General features: G+C 68.6%; 22 protein-coding genes and 1 tRNA gene. 13 read left to right on the top strand and 10 right to left on the bottom strand.

The window, feature by feature from the left end:
- Nucleotides 1-2 precede the first annotated feature (2 nt).
- On the bottom strand, nucleotides 3-716 hold the full coding sequence (locus tag V7Q42_RS01030) for a GntR family transcriptional regulator (RefSeq protein ID WP_333821778.1): 714 nt from the start codon (nucleotides 714-716) through the stop codon (nucleotides 3-5).
- Nucleotides 717-865: 149 nt separating this feature from the next.
- Between V7Q42_RS01030 and V7Q42_RS01025 the strand changes: the two genes are divergently transcribed.
- The 9 genes from V7Q42_RS01025 (at nucleotide 866) to V7Q42_RS00985 (ending at nucleotide 10,348) form a co-directional block, all read left to right on the top strand.
- A complete protein-coding gene (locus V7Q42_RS01025) occupies nucleotides 866-1,633 on the top strand; it encodes a class II aldolase/adducin family protein (protein WP_333821776.1) in 768 nt (255 codons plus the stop codon).
- Nucleotides 1,634-1,730: 97 nt separating this feature from the next.
- Entirely contained in the window at nucleotides 1,731-3,293 is a 1,563-nt protein-coding gene (locus V7Q42_RS01020; RefSeq protein WP_333821773.1) for an ABC transporter substrate-binding protein, read from the top strand.
- Nucleotides 3,294-3,542: 249 nt separating this feature from the next.
- Nucleotides 3,543-4,520 carry an ABC transporter permease gene (locus V7Q42_RS01015; protein WP_333821771.1) on the top strand — a complete coding sequence of 326 codons (978 nt, stop codon included), beginning with the start codon at nucleotides 3,543-3,545 and terminating at the stop codon, nucleotides 4,518-4,520.
- Nucleotides 4,517-5,356, top strand: coding sequence for an ABC transporter permease (locus V7Q42_RS01010; protein WP_333821768.1), 840 nt, complete (start codon nucleotides 4,517-4,519; stop codon nucleotides 5,354-5,356). Before V7Q42_RS01015 ends, V7Q42_RS01010 begins: the two co-directional genes overlap by 4 nt.
- A 10-nt stretch (nucleotides 5,357-5,366) precedes the next feature.
- Nucleotides 5,367-7,010: an ABC transporter ATP-binding protein gene (locus tag V7Q42_RS01005; RefSeq protein ID WP_333821767.1), complete on the top strand. Its 1,644-nt coding sequence runs from the start codon at nucleotides 5,367-5,369 to the stop codon at nucleotides 7,008-7,010.
- Nucleotides 7,011-7,048: 38 nt separating this feature from the next.
- On the top strand, nucleotides 7,049-8,077 hold the full coding sequence (locus tag V7Q42_RS01000) for a histone deacetylase family protein (RefSeq protein ID WP_333821765.1): 1,029 nt from the start codon (nucleotides 7,049-7,051) through the stop codon (nucleotides 8,075-8,077).
- Nucleotides 8,074-9,321: a Zn-dependent hydrolase gene (locus V7Q42_RS00995; RefSeq protein ID WP_333821764.1), complete on the top strand. Its 1,248-nt coding sequence runs from the start codon at nucleotides 8,074-8,076 to the stop codon at nucleotides 9,319-9,321. Before V7Q42_RS01000 ends, V7Q42_RS00995 begins: the two co-directional genes overlap by 4 nt.
- A gap of 169 nt (nucleotides 9,322-9,490) precedes the next feature.
- Nucleotides 9,491-9,859 (top strand): hypothetical protein, encoded by a 369-nt coding sequence (locus V7Q42_RS00990; protein WP_333821761.1) that lies wholly within the window; start codon nucleotides 9,491-9,493, stop codon nucleotides 9,857-9,859.
- Nucleotides 9,860-10,036: 177 nt separating this feature from the next.
- Nucleotides 10,037-10,348, top strand: a complete 312-nt coding sequence (locus V7Q42_RS00985) for a hypothetical protein (RefSeq protein WP_333821759.1) — start codon at nucleotides 10,037-10,039, stop codon at nucleotides 10,346-10,348.
- Nucleotides 10,349-10,617: 269 nt separating this feature from the next.
- Here V7Q42_RS00985 and V7Q42_RS00980 read toward each other — a convergent pair.
- Nucleotides 10,618-10,707 (bottom strand) — tRNA-Ser (locus tag V7Q42_RS00980).
- Nucleotides 10,708-11,128: 421 nt separating this feature from the next.
- Complete coding sequence (gene nth, locus V7Q42_RS00975; protein ID WP_333821758.1) at nucleotides 11,129-11,887, bottom strand: endonuclease III; 759 nt, start codon at nucleotides 11,885-11,887, stop codon at nucleotides 11,129-11,131.
- Nucleotides 11,888-12,124: 237 nt separating this feature from the next.
- Between nth and V7Q42_RS00970 the strand changes: the two genes are divergently transcribed.
- Nucleotides 12,125-13,006, top strand: coding sequence for a bifunctional helix-turn-helix domain-containing protein/methylated-DNA--[protein]-cysteine S-methyltransferase (locus V7Q42_RS00970; RefSeq protein ID WP_333821757.1), 882 nt, complete (start codon nucleotides 12,125-12,127; stop codon nucleotides 13,004-13,006).
- A 346-nt stretch (nucleotides 13,007-13,352) separates the two neighbouring features.
- On the opposite strand, the gene V7Q42_RS00965 is transcribed toward V7Q42_RS00970, so the two are convergent.
- The 7 genes from V7Q42_RS00965 to mutM all read right to left on the bottom strand — a co-directional run bounded on the left by V7Q42_RS00965 (nucleotide 13,353) and on the right by mutM (nucleotide 20,134).
- On the bottom strand, nucleotides 13,353-13,973 hold the full coding sequence (locus V7Q42_RS00965; RefSeq protein WP_333821756.1) for a 2,3-bisphosphoglycerate-dependent phosphoglycerate mutase: 621 nt from the start codon (nucleotides 13,971-13,973) through the stop codon (nucleotides 13,353-13,355).
- Nucleotides 13,974-14,000: 27 nt separating this feature from the next.
- Nucleotides 14,001-14,819: a 4-hydroxy-tetrahydrodipicolinate reductase gene (gene dapB, locus V7Q42_RS00960; protein ID WP_333821754.1), complete on the bottom strand. Its 819-nt coding sequence runs from the start codon at nucleotides 14,817-14,819 to the stop codon at nucleotides 14,001-14,003.
- 222 nt (nucleotides 14,820-15,041) lie between these two features.
- A complete protein-coding gene (gene dnaA, locus V7Q42_RS00955) occupies nucleotides 15,042-16,472 on the bottom strand; it encodes a chromosomal replication initiator protein DnaA (RefSeq protein ID WP_333821949.1) in 1,431 nt (476 codons plus the stop codon).
- Nucleotides 16,473-16,660: 188 nt separating this feature from the next.
- Complete coding sequence (locus tag V7Q42_RS00950; protein WP_333821752.1) at nucleotides 16,661-17,107, bottom strand: rhodanese-like domain-containing protein; 447 nt, start codon at nucleotides 17,105-17,107, stop codon at nucleotides 16,661-16,663.
- 674 nt (nucleotides 17,108-17,781) lie between these two features.
- Nucleotides 17,782-18,048 (bottom strand): 30S ribosomal protein S20, encoded by a 267-nt coding sequence (rpsT, locus tag V7Q42_RS00945; protein WP_333821750.1) that lies wholly within the window; start codon nucleotides 18,046-18,048, stop codon nucleotides 17,782-17,784.
- A gap of 275 nt (nucleotides 18,049-18,323) precedes the next feature.
- A complete protein-coding gene (locus V7Q42_RS00940) occupies nucleotides 18,324-19,097 on the bottom strand; it encodes an enoyl-CoA hydratase (protein WP_333821748.1) in 774 nt (257 codons plus the stop codon).
- A 140-nt stretch (nucleotides 19,098-19,237) separates the two neighbouring features.
- Nucleotides 19,238-20,134, bottom strand: coding sequence for a bifunctional DNA-formamidopyrimidine glycosylase/DNA-(apurinic or apyrimidinic site) lyase (gene mutM, locus V7Q42_RS00935; protein WP_333821747.1), 897 nt, complete (start codon nucleotides 20,132-20,134; stop codon nucleotides 19,238-19,240).
- Between the two features lie 320 nt (nucleotides 20,135-20,454).
- Here mutM and ubiE point away from each other — a divergent pair, with 320 nt between their 5' ends.
- From ubiE to V7Q42_RS00920, 3 genes are all read left to right on the top strand, one after another.
- Complete coding sequence (gene ubiE / locus V7Q42_RS00930; RefSeq protein ID WP_333821746.1) at nucleotides 20,455-21,258, top strand: bifunctional demethylmenaquinone methyltransferase/2-methoxy-6-polyprenyl-1,4-benzoquinol methylase UbiE; 804 nt, start codon at nucleotides 20,455-20,457, stop codon at nucleotides 21,256-21,258.
- Nucleotides 21,259-21,262: 4 nt separating this feature from the next.
- Nucleotides 21,263-22,849, top strand: coding sequence for a 2-polyprenylphenol 6-hydroxylase (gene ubiB, locus V7Q42_RS00925; RefSeq protein ID WP_333821745.1), 1,587 nt, complete (start codon nucleotides 21,263-21,265; stop codon nucleotides 22,847-22,849).
- 92 nt (nucleotides 22,850-22,941) lie between these two features.
- Nucleotides 22,942-23,544 (top strand): DUF4202 domain-containing protein, encoded by a 603-nt coding sequence (locus V7Q42_RS00920; protein ID WP_333821743.1) that lies wholly within the window; start codon nucleotides 22,942-22,944, stop codon nucleotides 23,542-23,544.
- The last annotated feature ends 726 nt before the right edge of the window (nucleotides 23,545-24,270 follow it).

The raw sequence follows: 24,270 nt of genomic DNA, 5'->3' as shown, positions 1-24,270 counted from the left end.
TCTCAGCCCTTGCCGCGCGCCTCGCGCTCGGCCAAGAGGCGCACGACGTTGTCGCGGGCCACGCCGACGTGGACATCGATCGCCGCGAGCCAGCGGGCACCGTCGCGCGACAGAAGGGCGTCGAGGACGGGGTCGTGGGTGCGGGCGATCACCTCCGGATCGGCATAGAGATGGCCGATCACACTGATGCCGAAGCGCATCTCGTGGGTCAGCTCGTCGTAGACGCGCAGCGCCCGCTCGTTGTCGGCGAAGACCTGGATCATCCGGTGGAAGGCGAAGTCCTCTTCCACCTGCCGGCCGGGATCGTGGACGAAGGCGGCGATGCGGGCCGCTTGCGCCGTCAGGGCCTCGGCCATGGCCGGGGTGAGGCGCTCGCAGACCCGCAGGCCCGCGTGACGCTCCAGACAGATGCGCAGATCGTAGATCTCGTCGAGGCCCTTGGCGTCGAGCGCGCGCACGAAGAAGCCGCGCCGGGGCAGCGCCACCACCAGACCGCGATTTTCCAGGAGCCGCGCCGCCTCGCGCAGCGGCGCCCGCGACACGCCGAGTTCGTTCGCCAGATGGACCTCGTTGAGCCGTTCGCCGGGCGCGAAGCGGCCGCCGACGATCGCTTCGGTGAGGCGCGCGGCGATGCGGTTGACGAGGTCGTCGGCGGCGAGTGGCGGGAGCCGGCCGGATTCGGCTTCGAGGGTCGCTCCACCCTGCGCGTCGTTCATGCCGATCTCCCCTCGCCCGCCGTTTGGGTTGCTCGAAAATTCAACTCTGTCGACTGTCGACAATTCAGATTCTATGTGTTTACCCTTAGCTCGTCAAACGGCGCCCGGCGCGACGGCGCGCGGGGCGCATCCCGGGAGGGACGGCGGGCATGAACGCGATCACGACCACCGCGACGGGCGGCAACATCCCCGAGGAGCGCACCGATCTGGCGGCCGCCTATCGGCTGATCGCCCATCTCGGCATGGACGACAGCATCTACACCCACATCTCGGCCAAGGCGCCGCAGGGCGAGCTGTTCCTGCTCAACTCCTACGGCAAGCGCTTCGACGAAGTGAAGGCATCGGAGCTGGTGACGGTCGACCTCGACGGCACCGTGATCGACGATCCGCTCGGCCACGGCATCAACGCCGCCGGCTTCACCATCCATTCCGCCGTCCACGGAGCGCGGCCGGACGTCGGCTGCGTGCTGCACACCCATACGGTCGCGGGCGTCGCGGTCTCCTGCCTCGAGGAGGGGCTGCTGCCGCTGAACCAGTGGTCGCTGCAGTTCCACGGCCGCCTCGCCTTCCACGACTACGAGGGCATGGCGCTCGATCTCGCCGAGCGCGAGCGTCTGGTGGCCGACCTCGGCACTCGCAAGGCGATGATCCTGCGCAACCACGGTCTGATGACCTGCGGCCGCACGGTCGGCGAAGCCTTCGTGCTGATGCACAATCTCGAGCGCGCCTGTCAGGCGCAGCTCGCGGCGATGGCAACCGGCCGGCCGTTGCGCCTGCCCTCGGCGGAGATCGCCGAGATCACCGCCCGCCAATACGAGACCTGGGACGCGCTGCACGTCGACAGCGGTCTCGACGACCCCGAGTGGGACGCCTTCCTGCGGATCGCCCGCCGGGTCGCGCCCGACTTCGAGCACTGAGGCACCCGCGCCTCGACGGAACGACGGGGCGCCTCGCGCCTCGCGAAACTGAAGCCTCGCATCCTCGACCACCCCCAATCCGGAGGAACCGGCCGTCATGAAAGCGAAACTCCTGGGAACCCTCGCCACGTCCCTCGTCCTCGCCGCCGCGCTCGCGGGTCCTGCCCTCGCCGGCCCCAAGGAGGGGGGGCGCGCCAACGTCGTGATTCAGCCCGAACCGCCGGGCATCATGACCGGCATCGTCCAGAACGCGCCCGCTCAGATGGTCGGCGGCAACATCTTCGAGAGCCTGCTGCGCTTCGACACCGAACTGAAGCCGCATCCCCAGCTCGCCACCTCCTGGGAGATCTCGCCCGACGGCCTGACCTACACCTTCAAGCTCCATCCGGGCGTGAAGTGGCACGACGGCAAGCCCTTCACCTCGGCCGACGTCGTCTTCTCGGCCGACAAGTTCCTGCGCGAGACCAACCCGCGCACCCGCGCCTCGCTCTCGCACGTCGAAAGCATCACCGCGCCGGACGATCTCACCGTCGTCTTCAAGCTGAAGGAGACCTTCGGTCCCTTCATCCGCATGTTCGAGGCCGGCACGCTGCCGATGGTGCCGAAGCACATCTATGAAGGCACCGACTTCAAGACCAACCCGGCCAACAACGCGCCGATCGGCACCGGTCCGTTCAAGTTCGGCGAATGGGTCAAGGGCTCGCACATCCGGCTGGTCAAGAACCCCGACTATTACGAGAAGGGCCTGCCCCATCTCGACGAGATCTATTGGCACGTGATCCCGGATGCCGCCGCCCGCGCGGTCGCCTTCGAGACCGGCAAGATCGACATCCTGCCGGGCGGATCGGTCGAGAACTTCGACGTCGCCCGTCTCGCCAAGACCAAGAACGCCTGCATCACCGACAAGGGCTGGGAGTTCTTCGCGCCGCAGGCGTGGCTGTGGTTCAACCATCGCCAGGGCGTCACCGCCGACGTGCGCTTCCGCAAGGCGGTCTCCTACGCCATCGACCGCAAGTTCGCCCACGAGGCGCTGTGGAACGGCATGGGCAAAGTCTCGACCGGGCCGTTCGCCGACTCCACCGCCTTCCGCGACGACGCGGCGGTCGTGAAGTACGACTACGATCCGGCCAAGGCCAAGGCACTCCTCAAGGAGATGGGCTACAAGGGCGAGGTCATCCGCTTCCCCTACATGCCCTACGGCGAGACGTGGCAGCGCTGGGCCGAGGCGATCAAGCAGAACCTCGAGGACGTCGGAATCAAGGTCGAGCTGATCGCCACCGACGTCGCCGGCTGGAACAAGAAGATGGGCGATTGGGATTTCGACATCTCGACCACCTATCTCTACCAGTACGGCGATCCGGCGCTCGGCGTGTCGCGCGCCTATGTCTCGACCAACATCTCCAAGGGTTCGCCGTTCAACAACGTCGGCGGCTACGTCGACGCCGACGTCGACAAGCTCTTCGCCGAGGGCGCGACCGGCTTCCCCGACAGCGCCCGCCAGAAGGCCTACTCCGCCGTCCAGAAGAAGCTCTCGGAGGACGCGGTCTACGCCTGGCTGATCGACCTCAAGTTCCCGACCATCACCCACTGCAACGTCAAGAACCTGATCACCACCGGCATCGGCGTGAACGACGGGTTCAAGGACGCCTGGATCGAGTGATCGGGACGATGTGATCGAGTGGGGCGCCGGAGCCGCTTCGCGGCGCCCCCTCATCCGCCCCTTTCGGGGCACCTTCTCCAGCGAGGGGAGAAGGGAAGTCCGGCCTTCGGCCGGTGCGCGGATCATGTTGCACGCTCGTGCCCGAGCGAAGCGAGGTTCTTCCTTCTCCCCTCGCGGGAGAAGGTGCCCGAAGGGCGGATGAGGGGGGCGCCGACCACCCCGAGGTGCCGACACGAACGAGGATGATCGATGCAGACGCTCTGGTTCCTCTCCTCGCGCCTCGCCAAGGGCATCCTGGTGGTGCTGGCGATCGTGGTGCTGGACTTCTTCCTGATCCATCTCGCCCCCGGTGATCCGGCGGCGGTGATGGCGGGCGAGAGCGGCGCCACCGACGAGATCTTCCTTCAGCAACTCCGGGTCAAGTTCGGTCTCGACAAGCCCTTGCTGACCCAACTCGGGCTCTATCTCTGGGGCGTCGTGCGGCTCGACCTCGGCTATTCCTATCGCCAGCAGATGCCGGTGTTCGATCTCGTCATGGACCGCCTGCCAGCGACCCTGATCCTGACCGGCGCGGCCTTCGTCTTCTCGCTGGTGATCGGCGTCGCGATGGGCGCCTGGGCCGCCGCCAACAAGGGTCGCCCGCTCGACCGGCTCATCACCACCGTCTCGTTGATCTTCTACGCCACGCCGCTGTTCTGGATGGCGCTGATGTCGGTGCTGGTCTTCTCGGTCTGGCTCGACTGGCTGCCCGGCTTCGGCTTCGAGGAGGTCGGTGGGCACGAGAACTTCCTTGAGCGCGTGCTCGACGTGTCGCGCCATCTGGTGCTCCCGGCCGTCACGCTCGGGCTCTTCTTCACCGCCGTCTATGTCCGCATGACGCGCTCCTCGATGATCGAGACGGCGCGCATGGACTTCGTCAAGACGGCACGCGCCAAAGGGCTGACCGAGCGCGTCATCCTGCGCCGTCACGTGCTGCGCAACGCGGTGCTTCCCGTCGTCACGCTGGCCGGCCTCCAGGCCGGACAGATGGTCGGCGGGGCGGTGATGACCGAAACGGTCTTCGCCTGGCCCGGCATCGGACGGCTGATGTACGAGGCGCTGCTCCAGCGCGACTACAATCTGCTGCTCGGCGTCTTCCTCGTCTCCGCCGCCATGGTGGTCGTGTTCAACATCCTGACCGACTGGGTCTACCGCTTGGTCGACCCGCGCATCGAGGTGGCCGTATGACCGGTTTCTGGTCCCGTTTCCGCCGCCGACGGCTGGCGATGATCGGCCTGATCGTGGTGGCCCTGGTGGTGGCGCTCGCCGTCGCCGCCCCCTACCTCTACCCGCAGTCGCCGTGGAAAATGGTGCAGCGGCCGTTCCTGCCGCCCTTCGCCAACGCCATGGTGCCGCTCGGCACCGACACGCTGGGGCGCAACGTCGCGAGCGGGCTCGCCCACGGGGCGCAGGTGTCGCTCCTGATCGGCATCGTCTCGACGCTGGTCGCGCTCGCCGTCGGCGTGCCGATCGGCGCCATAGCGGGTTATTTCGGCGGGCTCGTCGACGACCTCCTGATGCGCTTCACCGAGTTCTTCCAGACGGTGCCGAGCTTCGCGCTGGCGATCGTGCTGGTCGCGATCTTCCAGCCGAGCCTCGTCTCGGTGGTGGTGGCGATCGGCGTCGTCGGCTGGCCGCCGGTGGCGCGGCTGGTGCGCGGCGAGGTGCTCGCCCAGCGCCGGCGCGAATATGTCGAGGCGGCGATTCTCGCCGGCCAATCGCACTTCACCATCATCACCCGCCAGATCCTGCCCAACGTGGTGTCGCCGATCGTGGTGCTCGCCTCGCTGATGGTGGCGACGGCGATCCTGCTCGAGAGTTCGCTCTCCTTCCTCGGGCTCGGTGATCCCTCGGTGATGTCGTGGGGCTACATGATCGGCGCGGCGCGCACCGTCGTGCGCCAGGCGTGGTGGCTGTCGTTCTTCCCCGGTGTGGCGATCCTGATCACCGTGCTCGCCATCAATCTGGTCGGCGAAGGTCTCGCCGAGGCCCTCGATCCGCGTTCCTCGCGCGATCACCACTGAGGAGGCGGCGATGAGCGACCCCGTCCTGACCGTCACCGAACTGGCGATCGAACTGCCGGCCGGTGCCGACCGCCTGTTCGCCGTCGAGGGCGTCTCCTTCGAGATCCGAGCCGGGGAGACGCTGGCGATCGTCGGCGAGAGCGGCTCGGGCAAGTCGATGTCCGCCAATGCGGTGATGGGCCTACTGCCGCCCGGCACCCGCGTCGCTCAGGGCATCGCCAAACTCGACGGGGTCGACCTCTTCCACCTCGACGACGCGGGGATGCGGGCGATCCGCGGCCGGCGGATCGGCATGATCTTCCAGGAGCCGATGACCGCGCTCGACCCCCTGATGCGGGTCGGCGAGCAGATCGCCGAGGTGTTCGAGGCGCACGATGTTCTGACCCCGGTCGAACGGAAGGCCCGAGCGCTGGCGCTTCTGACCGAGGTCGGCCTGCCTGAGCCGGAACGCGCCATCCACGCCTATCCGTTCCAGCTCTCCGGCGGCCAGCGCCAACGCGTGATGATCGCCATGGCGCTGGCGCTCGATCCGGTGCTGCTCATCGCCGACGAGCCGACCACCGCGCTCGACGTCACCACCCAGGCGCAGATCCTGAAACTCATCAAGGAGCTGCAGGTGAAGCACGGCACCGCCGTGATGTTCATCACCCACGACTTCGGCGTTGTCGCCGACATCGCCGACCGGGTCGTGGTGATGCGTCAGGGCAAGGTGGTGGAGACCGGGACGGCGGCCGCGGTGCTCGGCGATCCGCAACACGACTACACCAAGGCCCTCATCGCGGCGATCCCGACCGGTCACCCGGCGGCCGCCCCACCGAGCGAACCGCGCGCCCGCGACGTCGTGCTCGAGGTCGAGGGGCTCACCAAGACCTACGTGACGTCGGGCGGCTTCATGCGGCCGGCCCGGGTGGTCCACGCGGTCAAATCCGTCTCTTTCGATCTGGCGCGGGGCGAGACGCTCGGCGTCGTCGGCGAGAGCGGATCGGGCAAGTCCTCGCTCGGGCGCTGTCTCGTGCGGCTGATCGACCCGGAGGCCGGTTCGATCAAGATCGAGGGCGCCGAGACCATGGGCCAGTCGGTCGGCCAGATGCGGATTTGGCGGCGCAGGATGCAGATGGTGTTCCAGGACCCCTACGGCTCGCTCAATCCGCGCACCCGGGTGGGCCGGATCGTCGCCGAAGGGCCGATCGCGGCGGGCGTGCCGGTCAAGGAGGCGCTCGCCAAGGCGGCCGAGCTGCTCTCGATGGTCGGGCTCGACGCCTCCGCCGTCGATCGTTTCCCGCACGAGTTCTCCGGCGGCCAGCGCCAACGCATCGGCATCGCCCGGGCGCTGGCGCTCGATCCGCGCATCATCATCGCCGACGAGGCGGTTTCGGCGCTCGACGTGTCGATCCAGGCGCAGGTGCTGCGGCTTCTCGCCGACCTCAAGGCGCGGCTCGATCTGGCGCTGATCTTCATCACCCACGATCTCCGGGTCGCGGCGACGATCTGCGACAAGGTCGCGGTGATGCAGCGCGGCGAGATCGTCGAGATGGGGCCGGTCGCCGAGGTCTTCGGCGATCCGAAGCACGAGTACACACGGAAGCTGATCGCCGCCATTCCGGGCCGCTCCGAGAGCGGGCCGCTCGGGCGGGTGCGCGCCGCCGGCGCGTGACCACCGGACGACATGTTTCGGACGACACGGGGTTTCTCATGAAGATCGTCTTCGACGAGCGCCAGCTGGCGCACGATCCCGAACTCTATTTTCGACGCGGCGCGCTGATCGGCCATCCCGAGCAGCCGCAACGCGCCATCTTGCTGCGCGACGCGCTTCTCGCCGCCGGCCACGACCGAGCGCATCCCGCAGACTTCGGGCTCGACCCGATCACGGCGGTGCACGATCCCGACTTCGTCGCCTGCCTGATGGGCGCCTGGGATGCGCTCGGGGCCGAGTTGGGGCCGGGCGCGATCGTCCCGACCTTCCATCCGCAGCGGCGCGACACGCGGCTCCCCGCCAGCCCGCTCGGGCGGCTCGGCTGGTATTCGACCGACACGTCTTGTCCGATCGTGCCCGGCACCGCGCAGGCGATCTACTGGTCGGCGCAGACCGCGATCGACGCGGCCGAGCGGGTCGCTTCGGGCAGGGAGAGCCACGTCTATGCGCTGTGCCGCCCGCCGGGGCACCACGCGACGATCGATCAGACCATGGGCTTCTGCTTCTTCAACAACGCCGCCATCGCCGCCCAGCACCTGCGCAAGACCTTTTCCAAGGTGGCGATCCTCGATGTCGACACCCACGGCGGCAACGGCACCGAGGACGTGTTCTACCGGCGCGGCGACGTGGTCTTCGTGTCGATCCACACCGACCCGAGCGCCTATACGCCCTTCTTCACCGGTTATGCCGACGAGACCGGCGTGGGCGACGGGGTCGGGGCGACCCACAATCTGGTGCTGCCGGTCGGCGCGGACGCGAACGCCATCCTCGTCCGCTACGACGAGGCGCTCGCGATCATCCGCGCCTCCGGGGCGGAGGCACTGGTGATCTCGCTCGGGCTCGACATGTCGAAGGACGATCCGCTGTCGCTCGTCGGCATGACCGGCGAGGGTTTCGCGGAAGGGGCGCGGCGGATCGCCCGCCTCGGCCTTCCGACCGTATTGGTTCAGGAGGGGGGCTATCTCGGTCCCTCGCTCTCCGACAACGCCGTCGCCTTCCTGGGCGCTTTCGACGAGGCTCGCGCATGATTCCCAATCTGATGATCGACGGCGAGCGCCTGTGGGGCACGCTGATGGAGACCGCCCAATTCGGCGCGACGGCGAAGGGCGGCGTGAAGCGGCTGACGCTGTCGGCCGAGGACAAGCAGGTGCGCGACTGGTTCGTCGAACAGGCGACGGCGCTCGGCTGCACCATCACCATCGACGAGGTCGGCAACGTGTTCGCGCGGCGGCCGGGCAAGGACCCGAGCCTCGCGCCGATCGCCATGGGCTCGCATCTCGACACGCAGCCGACCGGCGGCAAGTTCGACGGCATCCTCGGCGTGCTCGGCGCGCTCGAGGTGATGCGCACGCTCCATGCCGCCGGCTACGAGACCAACGCGCCGATCGAGGTGGTCGACTGGGCCAACGAAGAAGGCTCGCGCTTCTCCCCGGCGATGCTGGCGTCGGGGGTCTTCGCAGGCGTCTTCACGCGTGACTATGCGTGGGAGGCCAAGGACCGGGACGGCGTCGCCTATGCGGACGCGCTGCGCGGCATCGGCTATCTCGGCAAGGAGACGCCCGGCGCCCATCCGCTGACCGCCTATTTCGAGCTGCACATCGAGCAGGGGCCGATCCTCGAGGCCGAGGGCGAGACGATCGGCGTCCTGACCGGGGTCCAGGGCATGCGCTGGTACGACGTCACGGTGACCGGCCAGGACGCCCATACGGGCGCGACACCGATGCGGCTGCGCAAGGACGCGCTGGTCGGGGCCTCACTGGTGATCGCCGGGATCGAGGCGATCGCCGCCGCCCATGCGCCGGACGCGGTGGCCAGCGTCGGCACCGTCGAGGTGAAGCCGCAGTCGCGCAACGTGGTGCCGGGCGAGGTCACCTTCACCGTCGACCTGCGCCACCCGGACGAGGCGGTGATCGACCAGATGGAGGCGGAATTCCGCGCGTTGCTGGCCTCCGTGCTGGAGCCGCGCGGGCTCGGCTGGACCGAGAGCGTGTTCTGGAACTCGCCCGCGGTGCGCTTCGATCCGCGCCTCGTCGACTGCGTCGAGCGCGCCGCCGCCAAGGGCGGATACGCCCGGCGGCGGATGGTGTCGGGCGCCGGGCACGACGCGGTCTATCTGTCACGAGTGGCGCCGACGACGATGATCTTCGTGCCCTGCGAAGGCGGTGTCAGCCACAACGAATACGAGGACGCGACCCCGGCCGATTGCGCGGCGGGCGCCCAGGTGCTCCTCGACGCCGTACTCGACTTCGACGCCTCGCTGGCGCGTCGGTGAGGATCGATCTGACGGGGTCCGGTGTTCTACTAAGATAAGTTACGTAACGTCATCTGGCGATTCGTGCCAACCGCCGCGCTTTCCGCCTGGGCGCGTTCTCGGCGGATGAGGAAGGCATCGGCTGCTTGAAACGAGCGTCCGCTTCGGGTCGAACGCGGAAGTAGGACGAGTGATCGTCGCGGATAAGAAAGGCATCGCGGGGATCACCGGGATGGCCTTTGGCGTGTCCGCGTGGCGGCGTTCGGAGGCAGATCGGGATCGGCTGCTTTCGACTGGACTTGCCGCGGGAACGGAGCGGTCGTGGGGTTGCGGCGGAGGGGAACCCGATCGGAGTGGTGTGCGTCGCATCCCGGCGGCGGATCTGGAGGCGGTCGTCGAGCGGAGCATCCGGAGCTTACTCGCCGACGAGGCGGGACTCTATCCCTTGATCGCGGCGACCGGTGCCGATCCGGTCCGGGTCCGGAACACGATCACCGGCCTCGGCTCGATGGCTTCGCGGTGGTCGTCGCTCGACCGAACCGGACGGATCTCGCTCTAACATCGCCTCGTCGTCGGCATCGCGGTTCGGCCCGAACAAGTCGACATCGCCGTCCGGCCGGCGGCGCTCCTAGATCTCGCCGATCCGGCGATCCCCGCCGCTCGGCTCTCATCGGAGACCGAGGACGCCCATCCGCTCCACCATCTGACGGTCCCGGCGCGGTTGAAGCGGGTCGGCATGGAGGTGCCGCATCGTGGTCCAGCGCCGAAGTCCGACCGCAGCCTCCTGCGACTGCTCGGCCAGGCGCACCGCTTCCGGGAGATGCTCCTGCGGGGGAACGGATCGACCATGGGCGAGCTGGCGGAAGAGGCCGGGGTCACGCCGTCCTGGTTCTCGCGGATCGTCCGTCTCGGTTTCCTGTCGCCGAGGATCGTCACGGCGATCGTCGACGGCACTCAGCCCCTGGAACTCTCCGCCGACCGTCTCCTGAAGGCGGGCCCGGTCTCATCGGCCTGGCCCGAACAGCTCGCGACCTACGGCTTCGTCTGAGCGCCGAGTCGCCTCGACCGACCACATGGCTCCCGCCGGAAACGGCGGGAGCTTTCGTTCGCCGCGACGCACCGGTCGAACCGACATGAGGCGTAATGTACCGAAAAAATGGGGTCGAGAGATATCGGGCCTCAACGCCCCCCGGAAAGCGTACCGAAAGCGTCTCTCCCGACGGCGCCCGAAGGGCGGGTCGCACAGGCTTTTGAAAAGACGCTCGAAATCACCCTGTCAGGGCGGGTGTCTCGATGCCGGGGAAAATCGGGAATGTATGGCGGTGAGAGAGGGATTCGAACCCTCGATACGCTTTCACGTATACACGCGTTCCAGGCGTGCGCCTTCAACCACTCGGCCACCTCACCGCAACCCCATCGGGGAAGCGCCGACTTCATATGCGATGCGGACGCGCCATGCAAGGCGGGAAACAGGGGTGTCGGCCGATCGCCCGGAGGACCGACGGGTGGGCGAGGTTCGTCGCCGACGTCCCGTCGCCGACGGGGGCACGCGGCCGATCCGCATCGCCCGTCGCGGATCGACGCGAAGAACGCCGCCGCCACCGTGAAAGGTCGCTCGCGCCGCCGTCAGGGGCTCGATCGAGGGCGGCCGAGAAATCGCCGACCTCGCCGCCCGATCGCCCTGATCTACCGGCGCCGCCCTCGTACCGGGCTCGCGAATTCCGAACTCGTCCCAAATTCGGGAGCGTCATGGCTCGACCGGCCGACGCGCGTTCGAGCTCGCCTTCACTCACGGAGTTCCGATCGTCCCGATCAAGCCGCCCCTTTTTCAGAACGCCACCGGCTTTTCCGGTGCATCGGCGGTCTTCTCCGGCGACTTGCACAGGTCGGCGATCAGACAGCGGTCGCACTCGGGCTTCCTCGCCTTGCAGACGTAGCGGCCGTGCAGGATCAGCCAGTGGTGCGAATCCCGCTTGTAGGCCGCGGGGATGATCGCCTCGAGCCGCTTCTCCACCTCCTCCGGCGTCCTGCCGGGCGCCAGCCGCAGGCGGTTGGCGAGGCGGAAGATGTGGGTGTCGACGGCGATCGTCGGTTGGCCGAAGGCGATGTTGAGCACCACGTTGGCGGTCTTGCGCCCGACCCCGGGCAGCGCCTGCAGCGCTTCGCGGGTCCCCGGGACCTCGCCGCCGTGGCTCTCCACCAGCGCCTTCGACAGCAGCCAGACGTTCTTCGCCTTGGTCTTGAAGAGGCCGATGGTCTTGATCAGGTCACGGATCCGCTCCTCGCCGAGATCGACCATCTTCTGCGGCGTGTCGGCGAGGCGGAAGAGCTCCGGTGTCGCCTTGTTGACGCCGGCATCGGTCGCCTGCGCCGAGAGGACGACGGCGACCAGGAGCGTGAAGGTGTTGACCGAGTAGAGCTCGCCTTTCGGTTCCGGTTCGGCGTCGTGGAAGCGGCGAAACAGCGCCTCGATCTCCGCCGGTGAATAGAGCGATCGGACGGCCGCCTTGCCGCGGCGCGGCGCCGCCTTGCGGCCGGCGGTCGTCGGTGCGGCGGAGGAGGGGCGGGGCTTCGGCGTGCGAGTCATCGGGCGTCTCCGGGTCGTCCTACCTAGAGCATGTTCGGCCCCGGAGGGAACGGGCCTTTCACGCGTCGCTGGACGATCGGACCGGCGGCCCGGGCGGAGGCGATCCCTCCGCCGGAACGCGGCGCGGCCGGAGGTGCGGCGGGGAGGCCGCCTCGGCCGACCGCGGCCCGTCGGAAATCGGGTGTCGGCCGGTCGGCGCCGCGTCTACGATCGGCGCGACCGACGAGGACCGAACCCATGACCGAGAGTGCCGCCGCCCCCGCGACCGTCGAGACCGATCGGGTCGCCGATTACGAGGCGATCCGCCGCGCCGTCGCCTTCATCACCGAACGCCGCACCGACCAACCCTCGGCCGATGAGATCGCCGCGGCCGTCGGTCTCACGCCGGTGCAGCTCTCCCGTCTCTTCTCCCGCTTCGCCGGCATCACGCCCAAGCAGTTCCTCGCCGCGGTCACGCTCGACGCCGCCAAGCGCCTGCTCGACGACGACGCCTCGGTGCTCGACACCGCCCTCGAGGTCGGCCTCTCCGGCCCCGGCCGGCTGCACGACCTCTTCGTCACCCACGAGGCGATGACGCCCGGGGCTTACAAGAGCCGCGGTGGCGGCCTCGTCATGCGCCACGGCTTCGCGCCCTCGCCCTTCGGCATCGCCGTGCTGGTGGCGACCGACCACGGCCTCGCCGGCCTCGCCTTCGCCGACCCCGGCGGCGAAGCGGCGGCCCTCGCCGATCTTCTCGAACGTTGGCCGGCGGCCACTCACGTCCGCGACGACGCGGCCGTCGCGCCGCACGCCGCGCGCATCTTCGACATGGAGGAATGGCGACCCGACCGGCCGCTACGCGTGGTGTTGATCGGCACCGATTTCGAGATCCGGGTGTGGAAGACCCTGCTCGCCATTCCCTTCGGCCGCACCACCACCTATTCGCGGGTCGCCGCCCACATCGGCCGGCCGACGGCGAGCCGGGCGGTCGGCGCGGCGGTGGGCCGCAATCCGATCTCCTTCGTCGTTCCCTGCCACCGGGTGGTGTCGAGCGCCGGCGATCTCACCGGCTACCACTGGGGCCTGCCGCGCAAACGCGCCATCCTCGGCTGGGAGGCGGCGAAGAGTTGGAAGGTGTGATGGCGGGTACGGTCGAGCCATCCGAACCGCGTATTCCGTTCGACGACACCCCGTCCGCCCGGCAGTCTTTCGACGAGCCGCAGCTGACGCCGCCAATGATCCGCAGATGGAAAGAACCAACCAGTTGGTATGTATCAGGCGACGACTTCGCCCGGAGTGTGATGCCGATCCCGCGGAATATCGCCTTGTTCGAAGACCTCATGGGGAAGAGGCGGGCCCGAAGGGAGGCGGCCGTGCGGGCCGTCGGTTCGTGAATTTCGGATGACCGCAGCGGCGCGAACCCGATGCGACGAGGGCGCCCACCGGCCGGTGAGCGCCCTCGCACATGTCGTGTCTCCGTTCGCCGTCAGCCGGCGAGATCCTCGTGGGCGATCACCTCGCCCTCGCCGTCGAGGCGGTAGACGATCGGCGCGCCGGTCGCCAGCTCGCGCTTGAGGATCTGCTCGGGGGTGAGCTTCTCGAGCTTCATGATCAGGGCGCGCAGCGAGTTGCCGTGGGCGGAGACGATCACCCGCTTGCCGGCGAGCACGTCCGGCAGGATGTGTGCGTCGTAATAGGGCAGCACCCGCGCCGCGGTGTCCTTGAGGCTCTCGCCGCCGGGCGGCGGAACGTCGAACGAGCGGCGCCAGATGTGCACCTGCTCGTCGCCCCACTTCTGGCGCGCCTCGTCCTTGTTGAGGCCGGAGAGGTCGCCGTAGTCGCGCTCGTTGAGCGCCTGATCGCGGGTGATCGGCAGATCGGTCTGGCCGAGCTCGGTCAGGATCAGGTCGAGCGTCTTCTGCGCCCGGGTCAGCGCCGAGGTGTAGGCGAGATCGAAGACGAACCCCTTGGCCTTGAGCTTGCGGCCGGCGGCGATCGCCTCGCCGACGCCCTTCTCGGTCAGCCCGGGATCCTTCCAGCCGGTGAACAGGTTGAGCTTGTTCCATTCGCTCTCGCCGTGGCGGCAGAGCACCAGGAGACGATCCATCGTTGTGAACTCCTCTCGTGAAAGACGTCAGCCGCGGGGCGTGAGGCCCAGAACGTCGGCCATGGAATAGAGACCGGGCTTGCGCCCCATGCCCCACAGCGCCGCCTTGATCGCGCCATGGGCGAAGATCGAGCGGTCCTCGGCCCGGTGGGTGAGTTCGATGCGCTCGTGCGGACCGGCGAGGACGACGGTGTGTTCGCCGACCACGGTACCGCCGCGCAGCGTCGCGAAGCCGATGTCGCCGGGCCGCCGCGCGCCGGTGTGACCGTCGCGGACCCGGACCGAATGGTCGTCGAGCGACACCCGCCGTCCCTCCGCCGCCGCCTTGCCGAGCAGCAGCGCGGTGCCGGAGGGCGCATCGACCTTCATACGGTGATGCATTTCCAGCACCTCGACGTCGTAGTCGGCCCCGAGCGCCCGCGCCGCCTCGCGCACCAACTGGGCCAGGAGATTGACCCCGAGACTCATGTTGCCGGACTTCACCAGCACCGCGTGGCGTGCCGCGGCGGTGAGCCGGGCGTCGTCCTCGGCCGAACAGCCGGTGGTGCCGATGACGTGGACGATGCGCGCCTGGGCGGCGAGTTCGGCGAAATGGACGGTGGAGGCGGGCGAGGTGAAGTCGAGGACGCCGTCGGCTCTCGCGAAAGCGGCGAGCGGATCGTCGGTGATCGGCACGTCGAGACCGCCGAGCCCGGCGATCTGGCCGGCGTCGCGCCCCAGCTCCGGCGAGCCCGCCCGCTCGATCGCGCCGGTGACGACGCAGCCCTCGGCCTCCGTCACCGCCCGGATCAAGGTCCGGCCCATGCGGCCGGCGGCGCCCACCACGACGAGACGCATGTCGCCCATGTCGATCCTCCCCGAAACGCGCCGGCTTCGTCCGAGCTCGACGTCGAGGCCCTTGGACTACGCCGCTCCCCGGCGCGGCGCAAGTTCGACGAGCGACGAAATCGGCGACGCGCGGCCGCCATGCCGAAGGTGGGAGGCGGCCGGTGAAACGCGACCGCCCGGCGATCTCGCGATCGCCGGGCGGGAAGGGAGGTGGGTGACACCCCACACGATCGGTGCGGATCAGCCGTCGAGCAGCCGCTTCAGCATTTCGATCTCGTCGGCGAAGCCGCGATCGGCGCTCGCCATCTCCTCGATCTTGCGCACCGCGTGCAGCACCGTGGTGTGGTCGCGGTTGCCGAACCGTCGACCGATCTCGGGCAGCGACCGCGGCGTCAGCGCCTTGGCCAGATACATGGCGATCTGGCGCGGGCGCACCACCGTGCGGGTCCGCCGAGCCGAGAGGAGATCGGCCTTGGTGACGTTGAAATGCTTGGAGACGACCCGCTGGATGTCCTCGATCTTGACCTTGCGCGGCTCGCGCGCCCTGAGCAGGTCGCGCAGCGCCACTTCCGCCATCTCGAGGGCGATCTGTTGGCCGGTCAGCTGGTTGTGAGCGACGAGGCGGTTGACCGCACCGTCGAGGTCGCGCCCCGACGAGACGACGTTCTCCGCGACCCAGTCGATCACCGCCGCCGAGATCTCGAGCCGCGGATCGGCCTTCTTGGCGCAGGCGACCCGGTGAGCGACGATGCGTCGGCGCAGATCGACGTCCGGCGCGCCCACCTCGACCAGCAGTCCGCCGGCGAGCCGCGAGCGCACGCGCTCGTCGACCGTTTCGAGATCGGCCGGCGGTCGATCCGCCGCGACCACCACCTGGCGCGCCCCGTCGATGAGCGAGTTCAGCGTGTGGCAGAACTCCTGCTGCACCTGACGGCCCTGCAGGAACTGCATGTCGTCGATGAGGAGGAGGTCGATACCGCGCAGCGCCTCCTTGAAGGCGATCGCCGACTGCGCCATCAGCGCCGCGACGAAACGGTACATGAAGTGCTCGGCGGTGAGATAGAGCACCCGCCGGCCCTGCGCCCGCGCCGCATGGGCGATGGCCTGCAGGAGGTGGGTCTTGCCGAGGCCGACGGAGGCATGGAGGTAGAGCGGGTTGAAAGCGACCGGCTCGCCCGGCCGGACGTCGGCGACGCGCCGCGCCGCGGCGAAAGCGAGGCTGTTGGAACGGCCCTCGACGAAAGTGTCGAAGGAATAGCGCGCATCGAGCGGGCTACCCGCCAGAACGTCGGCTTCACGGTCGTCCGTGGCGCGCGCCGCCACCGACGCCGCGACGGCGCGGCCGTTCGCGGGGAAGGGAATCGGCCGTGTCGCGACCGGTTCGGCCGCCGTCTCGCGCGGCGCCGCGCTCGGGCGAATGGCGGAGCGCACCGAGAACTCGATCTGGCGGATCGTGCCGAAGCTCTCGCCGAAGAGCGTGAGCAGGCGGTCGCGATAGCGGCTCTGCAACCAGTTCTTGAGGAAGCGGGTCGGCACCGACAGGTGCACCGTGTCCGCCTCGATCGACGCCAGTTCGACCCGGGCGAACCAACTCGAGAACACGTCCTCGCCCAGCTCCGCCCTGAGCCGTGCCTTGATGCGATCCCACTCTTCGCGCCCCGTGGGGACCATCGACATCGCTGCCGCCTCCATCGTACTCCGCCTTTCGGTCTCGACCGTCCGCCGCCTCGAACGATCGCGACCCCTCGCCGCCATTCTTTCCGTCGCCCGCCGCGTTCGTGGCCGGACGACACGTTCCCGAGCCGGCGTGGCGTTACCGCCCCGTCGGTCCCCGTCGCGTCGATCGACGCGCTTCACGATCAGGTCTGAGACCAGGGTAGTCCGCGCATCTTCCAACCCGAGACCCGGCCGCGATGGCTTTCGCCGTCGAGACCGCCCTCGAAGCCTTCCGAGATGTTGTAACAATGCGACCAGCCGGCCGAGGTCATCGCGACCGCCGCAAAACGGCTGCGTTGACCGGACCGGCACAGGAAGTAGATCGGAACGTCGCGCGCGATCCCCGCCGAGACCAACGCTTCGTCCAGGATCGCCACGAAATCGGGATTGACGGTCATCGTCGGGAAGACCTGCCATTCCAGGGTGATCGGCTGCTTGCCGAGCCCCGCGAGGGCCGGAAGCCCGACGAAGGCCCATTCGGCCCGTGTACGGACGTCGACCAGAATGGCGTGCTCGTTCGCCGCGAGCGACGCCCAAGCTTCCGCAGGGTCCACGTCTCCGGCGTAGACCCCGACGAACTCGTTCGACATGACGATGCCCCCCGAGCCGGACGGAGCCCGGCTCACCCCTTCGTGTGATACAATTTGATTGATGAACGACCCTGTCGGAGCAATGCCACCTTTCCGGCCGGTCGTCGATCCCGCCTTCCCCCAAGTCTACTTCATCCAGTTACGTAATACACTCGACAACATTTCTTGTGATGTCATGGCGAATGTTACGAATTCGGCTTGTTCGACTATGGATTTCCGCAGGACCGTGAAGGCAGCGCCTTCATGAGGGGGACATTACACAGCGCCTTCTCACCGCGCAATGGCCACTCCGGTGTCGAGGGCGGGTGATCGCGGGGGCTCGTCGGGGGTGGAACCCGTTCCGTGTCGGGGAAGTCCTTCCGACTCAACGGACTTAGGCCGCAGGATGGCGGACATGTATTTTTTTCGTACCTGCCGGCGAAAAATTCGTCGCACCCCATTCTCGTCCGCCGAGGCGGGGCGGTTCCGATCCATCATTTCGCGACTTGTCGCCAAGATCATGAAAGAAAAAATGAATTTCTGTCAGGGTGAATCCGGTCCGGGCGTTTCCGTAGCATTCCGCTAAGTATAATTACAGACCGCCGCGACGCTCGAAAATGGTAGCCGGGAAACAAAAGAACCCGGGCCGTGGCCCGGGTCTTGAAGACGTTGCGTCATGCCCCGAAGGGTCGAGATCAGGCGCCGAGCGCCTTCACCCGATGGGCGAGACGGGAGATCTTGCGGGAGGCCGTGTTGCGATGGACGACGCCCTTGGAGGCGGCGCGCTGCAGCTCCGGCTGAGCAGCCTTGAGCGCTTCCGCCGCGGCGGCCTGATCGCCCGAGGCGATCGCCTCTTCGACCTTGCGCAGGAAGGTGCGGACGCGCGAACGACGGGACTTGTTGACCGCGGTGCGGCGCGCGATCTTGCGGGCCGCCTTCTTGGCGGACGGCGTATTGGCCATGGACGAGCCTCTCCTGGATCTCGACTGTGCTCGACCCGAACTGCCGAATGCCTCCCGCCCCGACGATCCGCGTCCGGCGACGCGCCCGTCTCGTGGGAAGCCGACCGGGCAGGGCCGACGACGTGAAAGAGCGGCGGCGGGAAAGGCCGCCACCGAGTGGGCGAGCTTATAGCCGGGGAGGTCCCGGGCGTCAACGGGCCGAAAGGCCGGTTCCCCCGGCTTTTCGGCCATGGCCGATGTGCATCGGCGCGACGCCCGGACCCGGCCGGCTCGCCTCAGCGGTGCTTGAACTCCGCGGAGCGCTTCTCGGCGAAGGCGCCCATGCCCTCCTTCTGGTCCTCGGTGCCGAAGGTGGCGTGGAACATCCGCCGTTCGAACCGCAGTCCCTCGGCGAGCGACGTCTCGAAGGCGCGGTTGACCGCTTCCTTGGCGAACATCGCGGCGATCAGCGGCTTGGCGGCGATCTCCGCGGCGATCGCCATCACCGCCTCGACGAAGCCTTCCGCCGGCAGGATGCGGGCGACGAGCCCGTCGGCCATCGCCTCCTGGGCGCCGATCCGCCGCCCGGTGAGGCAGAGGTCCATCGCCTTGGCCTTGCCGATGGCGCGGGTCAGCCGTTGGGTGCCGCCGGCGCCCGGGATGGTGCCGAGATTGATCTCCGGCTGGCCGAACTTGGCGGTTTCCGCGGCGATGATCATGTCGCACATCATGGCGAGTTCGCAGCCGCCGCCCAGCGCGAAGCCGGCGACGCCGGCGATGATCGGCTTGCGGAAGCGCGACACCCGATCCCACGGCGTGATCAGGTCGCCGAGATAGGCGGTCGCCAGCGTCTTCGGCTGCATCTCCTTGATGTCGGCGCCGGCGGCGAAGGACCGCTCCGACCCGGTGATCACCACGCAGCCGATTCCGTCGTCGACCTCGAAGACGTCGAGCGCGGCGGAGACCTCCGCCATCAACGCCGAATTGAGGGCGTTGAGCGCCTGCGGACGGTTGAGCGTGATCAGGCCGACGCGTCCGCGCGTCTCCACCTGGATGTTCTCGTAAGCCATGGGGTCTCCTTTCCTCCGACCGGCGGTTCGGCCGCGGCCGCTTTCCCTTCAAGGGCTATCGGAGAGCCGGGACGCCCGCAACGCGATCTTTCGCACGGCGGTCGTGCGAAAAAGCCCGGCCGAGGCGTCCGTGGTGCCGATCAGCGCTGGCAGATCGGGCAGTAGAAGGTCGATCGCCCCGACTGGACACGGCGCGTCACCACCCCGGAGCAGGATGGGCGCGGGCAGGGCTCACCCTCCCGGTCGTAGACCGCGAAGGAATGTTGGAAATAGCCGAGCTCGCCGTCGGTCCGGCGATGATCGCGCAACGACGATCCGCCGGCCTCGACCGCCTCGGCGAGCACGTCGCGGATGGCGCTCGCCAACCCGCCGAGCTTCTTCGACGGCCGCCCCGTGGCGGTGACGGTGTCGCCGGCCGAAAGCGCCGGCGAGAGCTTCGCCCGCCACAACGCCTCGCAGACGTAGATGTTGCCGAGGCCGGCCAGCAGCCGCTGGTCGAGGAGGGCCGCTTTCAGGGGCGCCGCCTTGTCGCGGAAGAGCGCGGCGAGGAGATCGGCCGAGAGTTCGTTGCCGAGCGGCTCGACGCCGAGCCCGACGAGGGACGAATGGGCCGTGAGCCCCTCGCGCGCGACGAGATCCATGAAGCCGAAGCGGCGCGGATCGTTGTAGGTGACGGTGGTGCCCGCCGGCGCCCCCGGCCCCTCGAGATGGAAGACGACGTGGTCGTGGGCGGCGGAACGATCGCGGGCGATGTGGAAGTCGCCCGGGAGGATCTCCTCGTCGGGAAAGCGGATGCGGAACGACCCCGACATGCCGAGATGGGCGATCAGCACTTCGGCCGTCGAGAGATCGAGGAGGAGGTATTTGGCCCGCCGACCGAGCGCCGTGATCGTCGCACCGGTCAGCCGCTCGACGAAACCGGGTGGGAAGGGGATCCGCAGGTTCGCCCGGCGCTGCTCGACCCGGACGATCCGCGCTTCCTCCATCACCGGCTGGAGGCCACGGCGAACGGTTTCGACCTCGGGCAGTTCGGGCATGGCGGGTCCTCGGCAAGGGGGTCGAGCGTCGCATCGGCGCACCTCGAGAGATAGCGTCGTCGAGAGGCTTCCGCTATGGTCCGCCGCGATCACGGTCGCGACGCGTCTGTCCTCGACGGGCGCCGTCGCGGGTTTCCCTTCTCCCCTGCGGGAGAAGGTGGCGCGCAGCGCCGGATGAGGGGGCTCGGTGCCTCCTCTCGGCACGGCGTTCGTGGAGAGGTCCAACCCCTCATCCGCCCCTTCGGGGCACCTTCTCCCGCGAGGGGAGAAGGGTTCCGAGCTCCGCTCGGGAGGGATCCAGACGAAGCCGAGGAAGTCCCATGTCGCACGATCCCGCCGCCGCTTCCGCCCCGAGCGACACCGCGTCGTCAGGCGCCACCGCCTCCTTCGGCTTCCGCGACGTGCCGCTCGAGGACAAGCAGCATCTCGTCGACGACGTCTTCCACAAGGTGGCGAGCCGTTACGACGTCATGAACGACGCCATGTCGGGCGGCCTCCATCGCCTGTGGAAGGACGCGATGGTCTCGCGCCTGTCGCCGCCGAAGATCGGCCGCCGCCGCTACGAGGTCCTCGACATGGCCGGCGGCACCGGCGACATCGCCTTCCGCATCGTCGAGAGGTCGGAGAGGCACGCGCACGTCACCGTCTCCGACATCAACGCCTCGATGCTCGGTGTCGGCCGTGAGCGCGCCGAGAAACGCGGCCTTGCCGCCAATCTCGACTTCGTCGAGGCCAATGCCGAGGAACTGCCCTTCGAGTCGAACCGCTTCGACGCCTATACGATCGCCTTCGGCATCCGCAACGTGCCGCGCATCGACAAGGCGCTGGCCGAGGCCCACCGCGTGCTGAAGCCCGGCGGCCGCCTGCTCGTGCTGGAGTTCTCGGCGGTCGAGATGCCGGTCCTCGACAAGATCTACGACGCCTTCTCCTTCCATCTGATTCCGCTCATGGGCCGCGCCATCGCCGGCGACGCCGAGCCCTATCGCTATCTGGTGGAATCGATCCGCAAGTTCCCGCCGCAGGAGAAATTCGCCGAGATGATCCGCGCCGCCGGCTTCTCCCGCGTCGACTACACCAACTTCACCGGCGGCATCGCCGCGCTGCACTCGGGCTGGAAGATCTGAGGCGATGGCGCACGCGATCGGTTCCCTCCTCAGGCTCGCCCGCGCCGGCTGGGTGATGGCGCGCGAAGGCCTCGTCACCGCGATGGCCCCGCCCGACCCGCCGCCGATCGGTCGGCTCGCGCTGGTCCTCGCCGGACTGGTCGAGCGCAAGGAGGTGGAGGGCGCGTCGCGCGGCCAACGCGCCAGCCGGGCGCTGAACCGCCTCGGGCCGTCCTACGTCAAGCTCGGCCAGTTCCTCGCCACCCGGCCGGACATCGTCGGCCGCGCCATGGCCGACGATCTCGAAGCGCTGCAGGATCGCGTCGCCCCCTTCGATCACGACACGGCGGAAGCGATCGTCGCCCGCTCTTTCGGCAAGCCGATCGCCGAACTCTTCGTCGAATTCGGTCAGCCGGTCGCCGCCGCCTCGATCGCCCAGGTCCACAAGGCGCGGGTGAAGGCGGACGACGGGACGATCCGCGACGTCGCGGTGAAGGTGCTCCGGCCCGATGTCGAGGCCCGCTTCAAGCGCGATCTCGATGCCTTCTATCTCGCCGCCCGCCTGATCGAAGCGCTGGTGCCGCCGACCCGCCGGCTGCGCCTCGTCGCGGTGGTCGACACCCTCGCCCGCTCGGTCCGCCTCGAGATGGATCTGCGGCTCGAGGCGGCGGCGATCGCCGAACTCGCCGAGAACACCGCGAACGATCCCGAATTCCGCCTGCCCGCGGTCGATTGGCCGCGCACCCAGCGCGGCGTGCTGACGCTCGAATGGATCGACGGCGTCAAGCTCTCCGATCGCGCCGGCATGATCGCCGCCGGCCACGATCTGAAGCGCCTCGGTCGCATCGTCATGCAGACCTTCCTGCGTCATGCGATGCGCGACGGCTTCTTCCACGCCGACATGCACCAGGGCAACCTCTTCGTCGTGCCCTCCGGCGACCTCGTCGCCGTCGATCTCGGCATCACCGGCCGCCTCGACACCGACGAGCGCCGCTTCCTCGCCGAGATCCTCTACGGCTTCATCATCCGCGACTATCGCCGCGTCGCCCAGGTCCACTTCGACGCCGGCTACGTGCCGCCGCATCAGGAGGTCGAGGTCTTCGCCCAGGCGCTGCGCGCCGTCGGTCAGGCGCTACGCGACCGCCCGCCGGCCGAAGTGTCGATCGCCGGCCTGCTCGGCCAGCTCTTCGAATACACCGACGTCTTCGAGATGAAGACCCAGCCGCGGCTGATCCTGTTGCAGAAGACCATGGTGGTGGTGGAAGGCGTCGCCCGCTCGCTCGATCCGGACCTCGACATCTGGACGGTGTCCGAGCCCGTGGTGCGCGAATGGGTCGAGTCCAATCTCGGCCCCGGCGCCCGCCTCGCCGACGCCGCCACCTCGGCCGGCGCGCTCGGCCGGCTGGCGCTCGCCGTGCCGCGTCTCGCCGAACGGCTCGACCTCGCCTCGGCGGGTCTCGCCAAATGGGCCGAAGCCGGCGTCCGCCTCGACGCCGAGACGGTGGAGGCGCTCGCCGAGGCCCAGGCGCGGCGCGATCGCCCACGGCGGGCGGCGATGTGGCTCGCCGCCGCTTCCCTCGCCGCCGTCGCCTATGTCATGATGATTTCCTAATATACGAGATCGTCGCCGGTTCCGCGCCCCGCCAGAGGGCACGATCCATGCAAGGAACCGCGGCGAAGGGCAGATCCGGAGGACAACCCGACATGACCATGTCGCGCCTGGAACAGACGTATGCACTCATCGACGCCGCCAACGCCGACGATCCCGTCAAGGTGACGGTCGACGGCGTCTCGCGGCCCTACGCCCAGGTCTACGGCGAGCGCATGACCGCCCGCATGGCCAAGCTGGCGCCCGACGCCTCGGATCTGCTGAAGATCGCGGCGCGCGCCCAGCACATCCGCCGCTTCGACATCCCGCGCTCGAGCTACCCGATGGACAAGCCCGGCTACCACGCCTGGCGCAACGCCCTGAAGGCGCGCCACGGTGAACTTCTCGCTGAGATCATGCGCAAGGTCGGTTGGCCGGAAGAAGATGTCGTGCGCGCCGGCCAGATGGTGCGCAAGGAGCGCATCAAGCGTGATGCGGAAGCGCAGGCGGTCGAGGATTGCGCCTCGCTGGTCTTCCTCGAGTTCGAATATGTCGACTTCGGCGCCAAGTACGACGACGCCAAGGTCGTCGACATCGTCGCCAAGACCTGGGCCAAGATGTCCGACGCCGGCCACGCCCAGGCCCTCGAACTGGTGCCGCTCTTGCCCGAACGGCTGCAGAAACTGACCGTCCAGGCGGTCACCGGCACCGCTGCCTGACGCGACATCACGGTTCGGCGGAAACCGCAGGAGCGCCCGACGCCGAACCGTCCACGACGGACTCGATGGGCACGGCGAGAACCGCGGACGGGTCGCCGGATCCTGTCGTTTCGCGCCGCCCCCGTGCTGCGAACGAAGAAGCGAAATCGGGGCGAGGTGGTCTCGATTCGAACCGACCAGTCGGTATGCGACGGGTCTTGAAGTCTCTTTCGAGCCCGTGGCGGACTGCGAAGCCTGCCGGCCCGATGAAGAACCCTCGGGCTCGAGCCGCGGTGTCATCCCGAACTCACGCGGCTCCGGCAAGTCTCGACGTCGGCGATCCGAAGTTGCCACAGCCGGTCCACACCCCTCTGGGAGGCGCCCTTCGCGAAGTCCGTCGCGACGGGTTCGAGGCTTCGAAATCGCCGCCGAAGTCGCCTGAACCACAGGTCGTCATCCTCGGCCGAAGCGAAGCGGAGGGGAAGGGGATCCATCGATTTTTCAACGAGTTGCGAGATGCGTAGATCTTCTTTCTTCGCGCGTCGCGCTCGTCGGGGACGACGGCCGATCTCGAGGCGACGCCGTCCGCGAATTCCAGGGAACGACGAGGAGGTCCCGCGGGGGGCCGGCGACGAGCCGCCGGCCTTCGGAAACGATCCGCCGGACGAAGGGTCGGAGCGTCGGGCGCCGTCTCACGAGACCTGTGCGCGGTTGGACCATCATGTTGATTTGATGCGTTTAATGTGC

Origin of the sequence: Pinisolibacter sp. (genome assembly GCF_036782435.1) — a bacterium.
Taxonomy (GTDB): Bacteria; Pseudomonadota; Alphaproteobacteria; order Rhizobiales; family Ancalomicrobiaceae; genus CALBKH01.
Note: the sequence above shows the minus strand (reverse complement) of the source record. Positions and strands in the feature narration are given on the sequence as shown.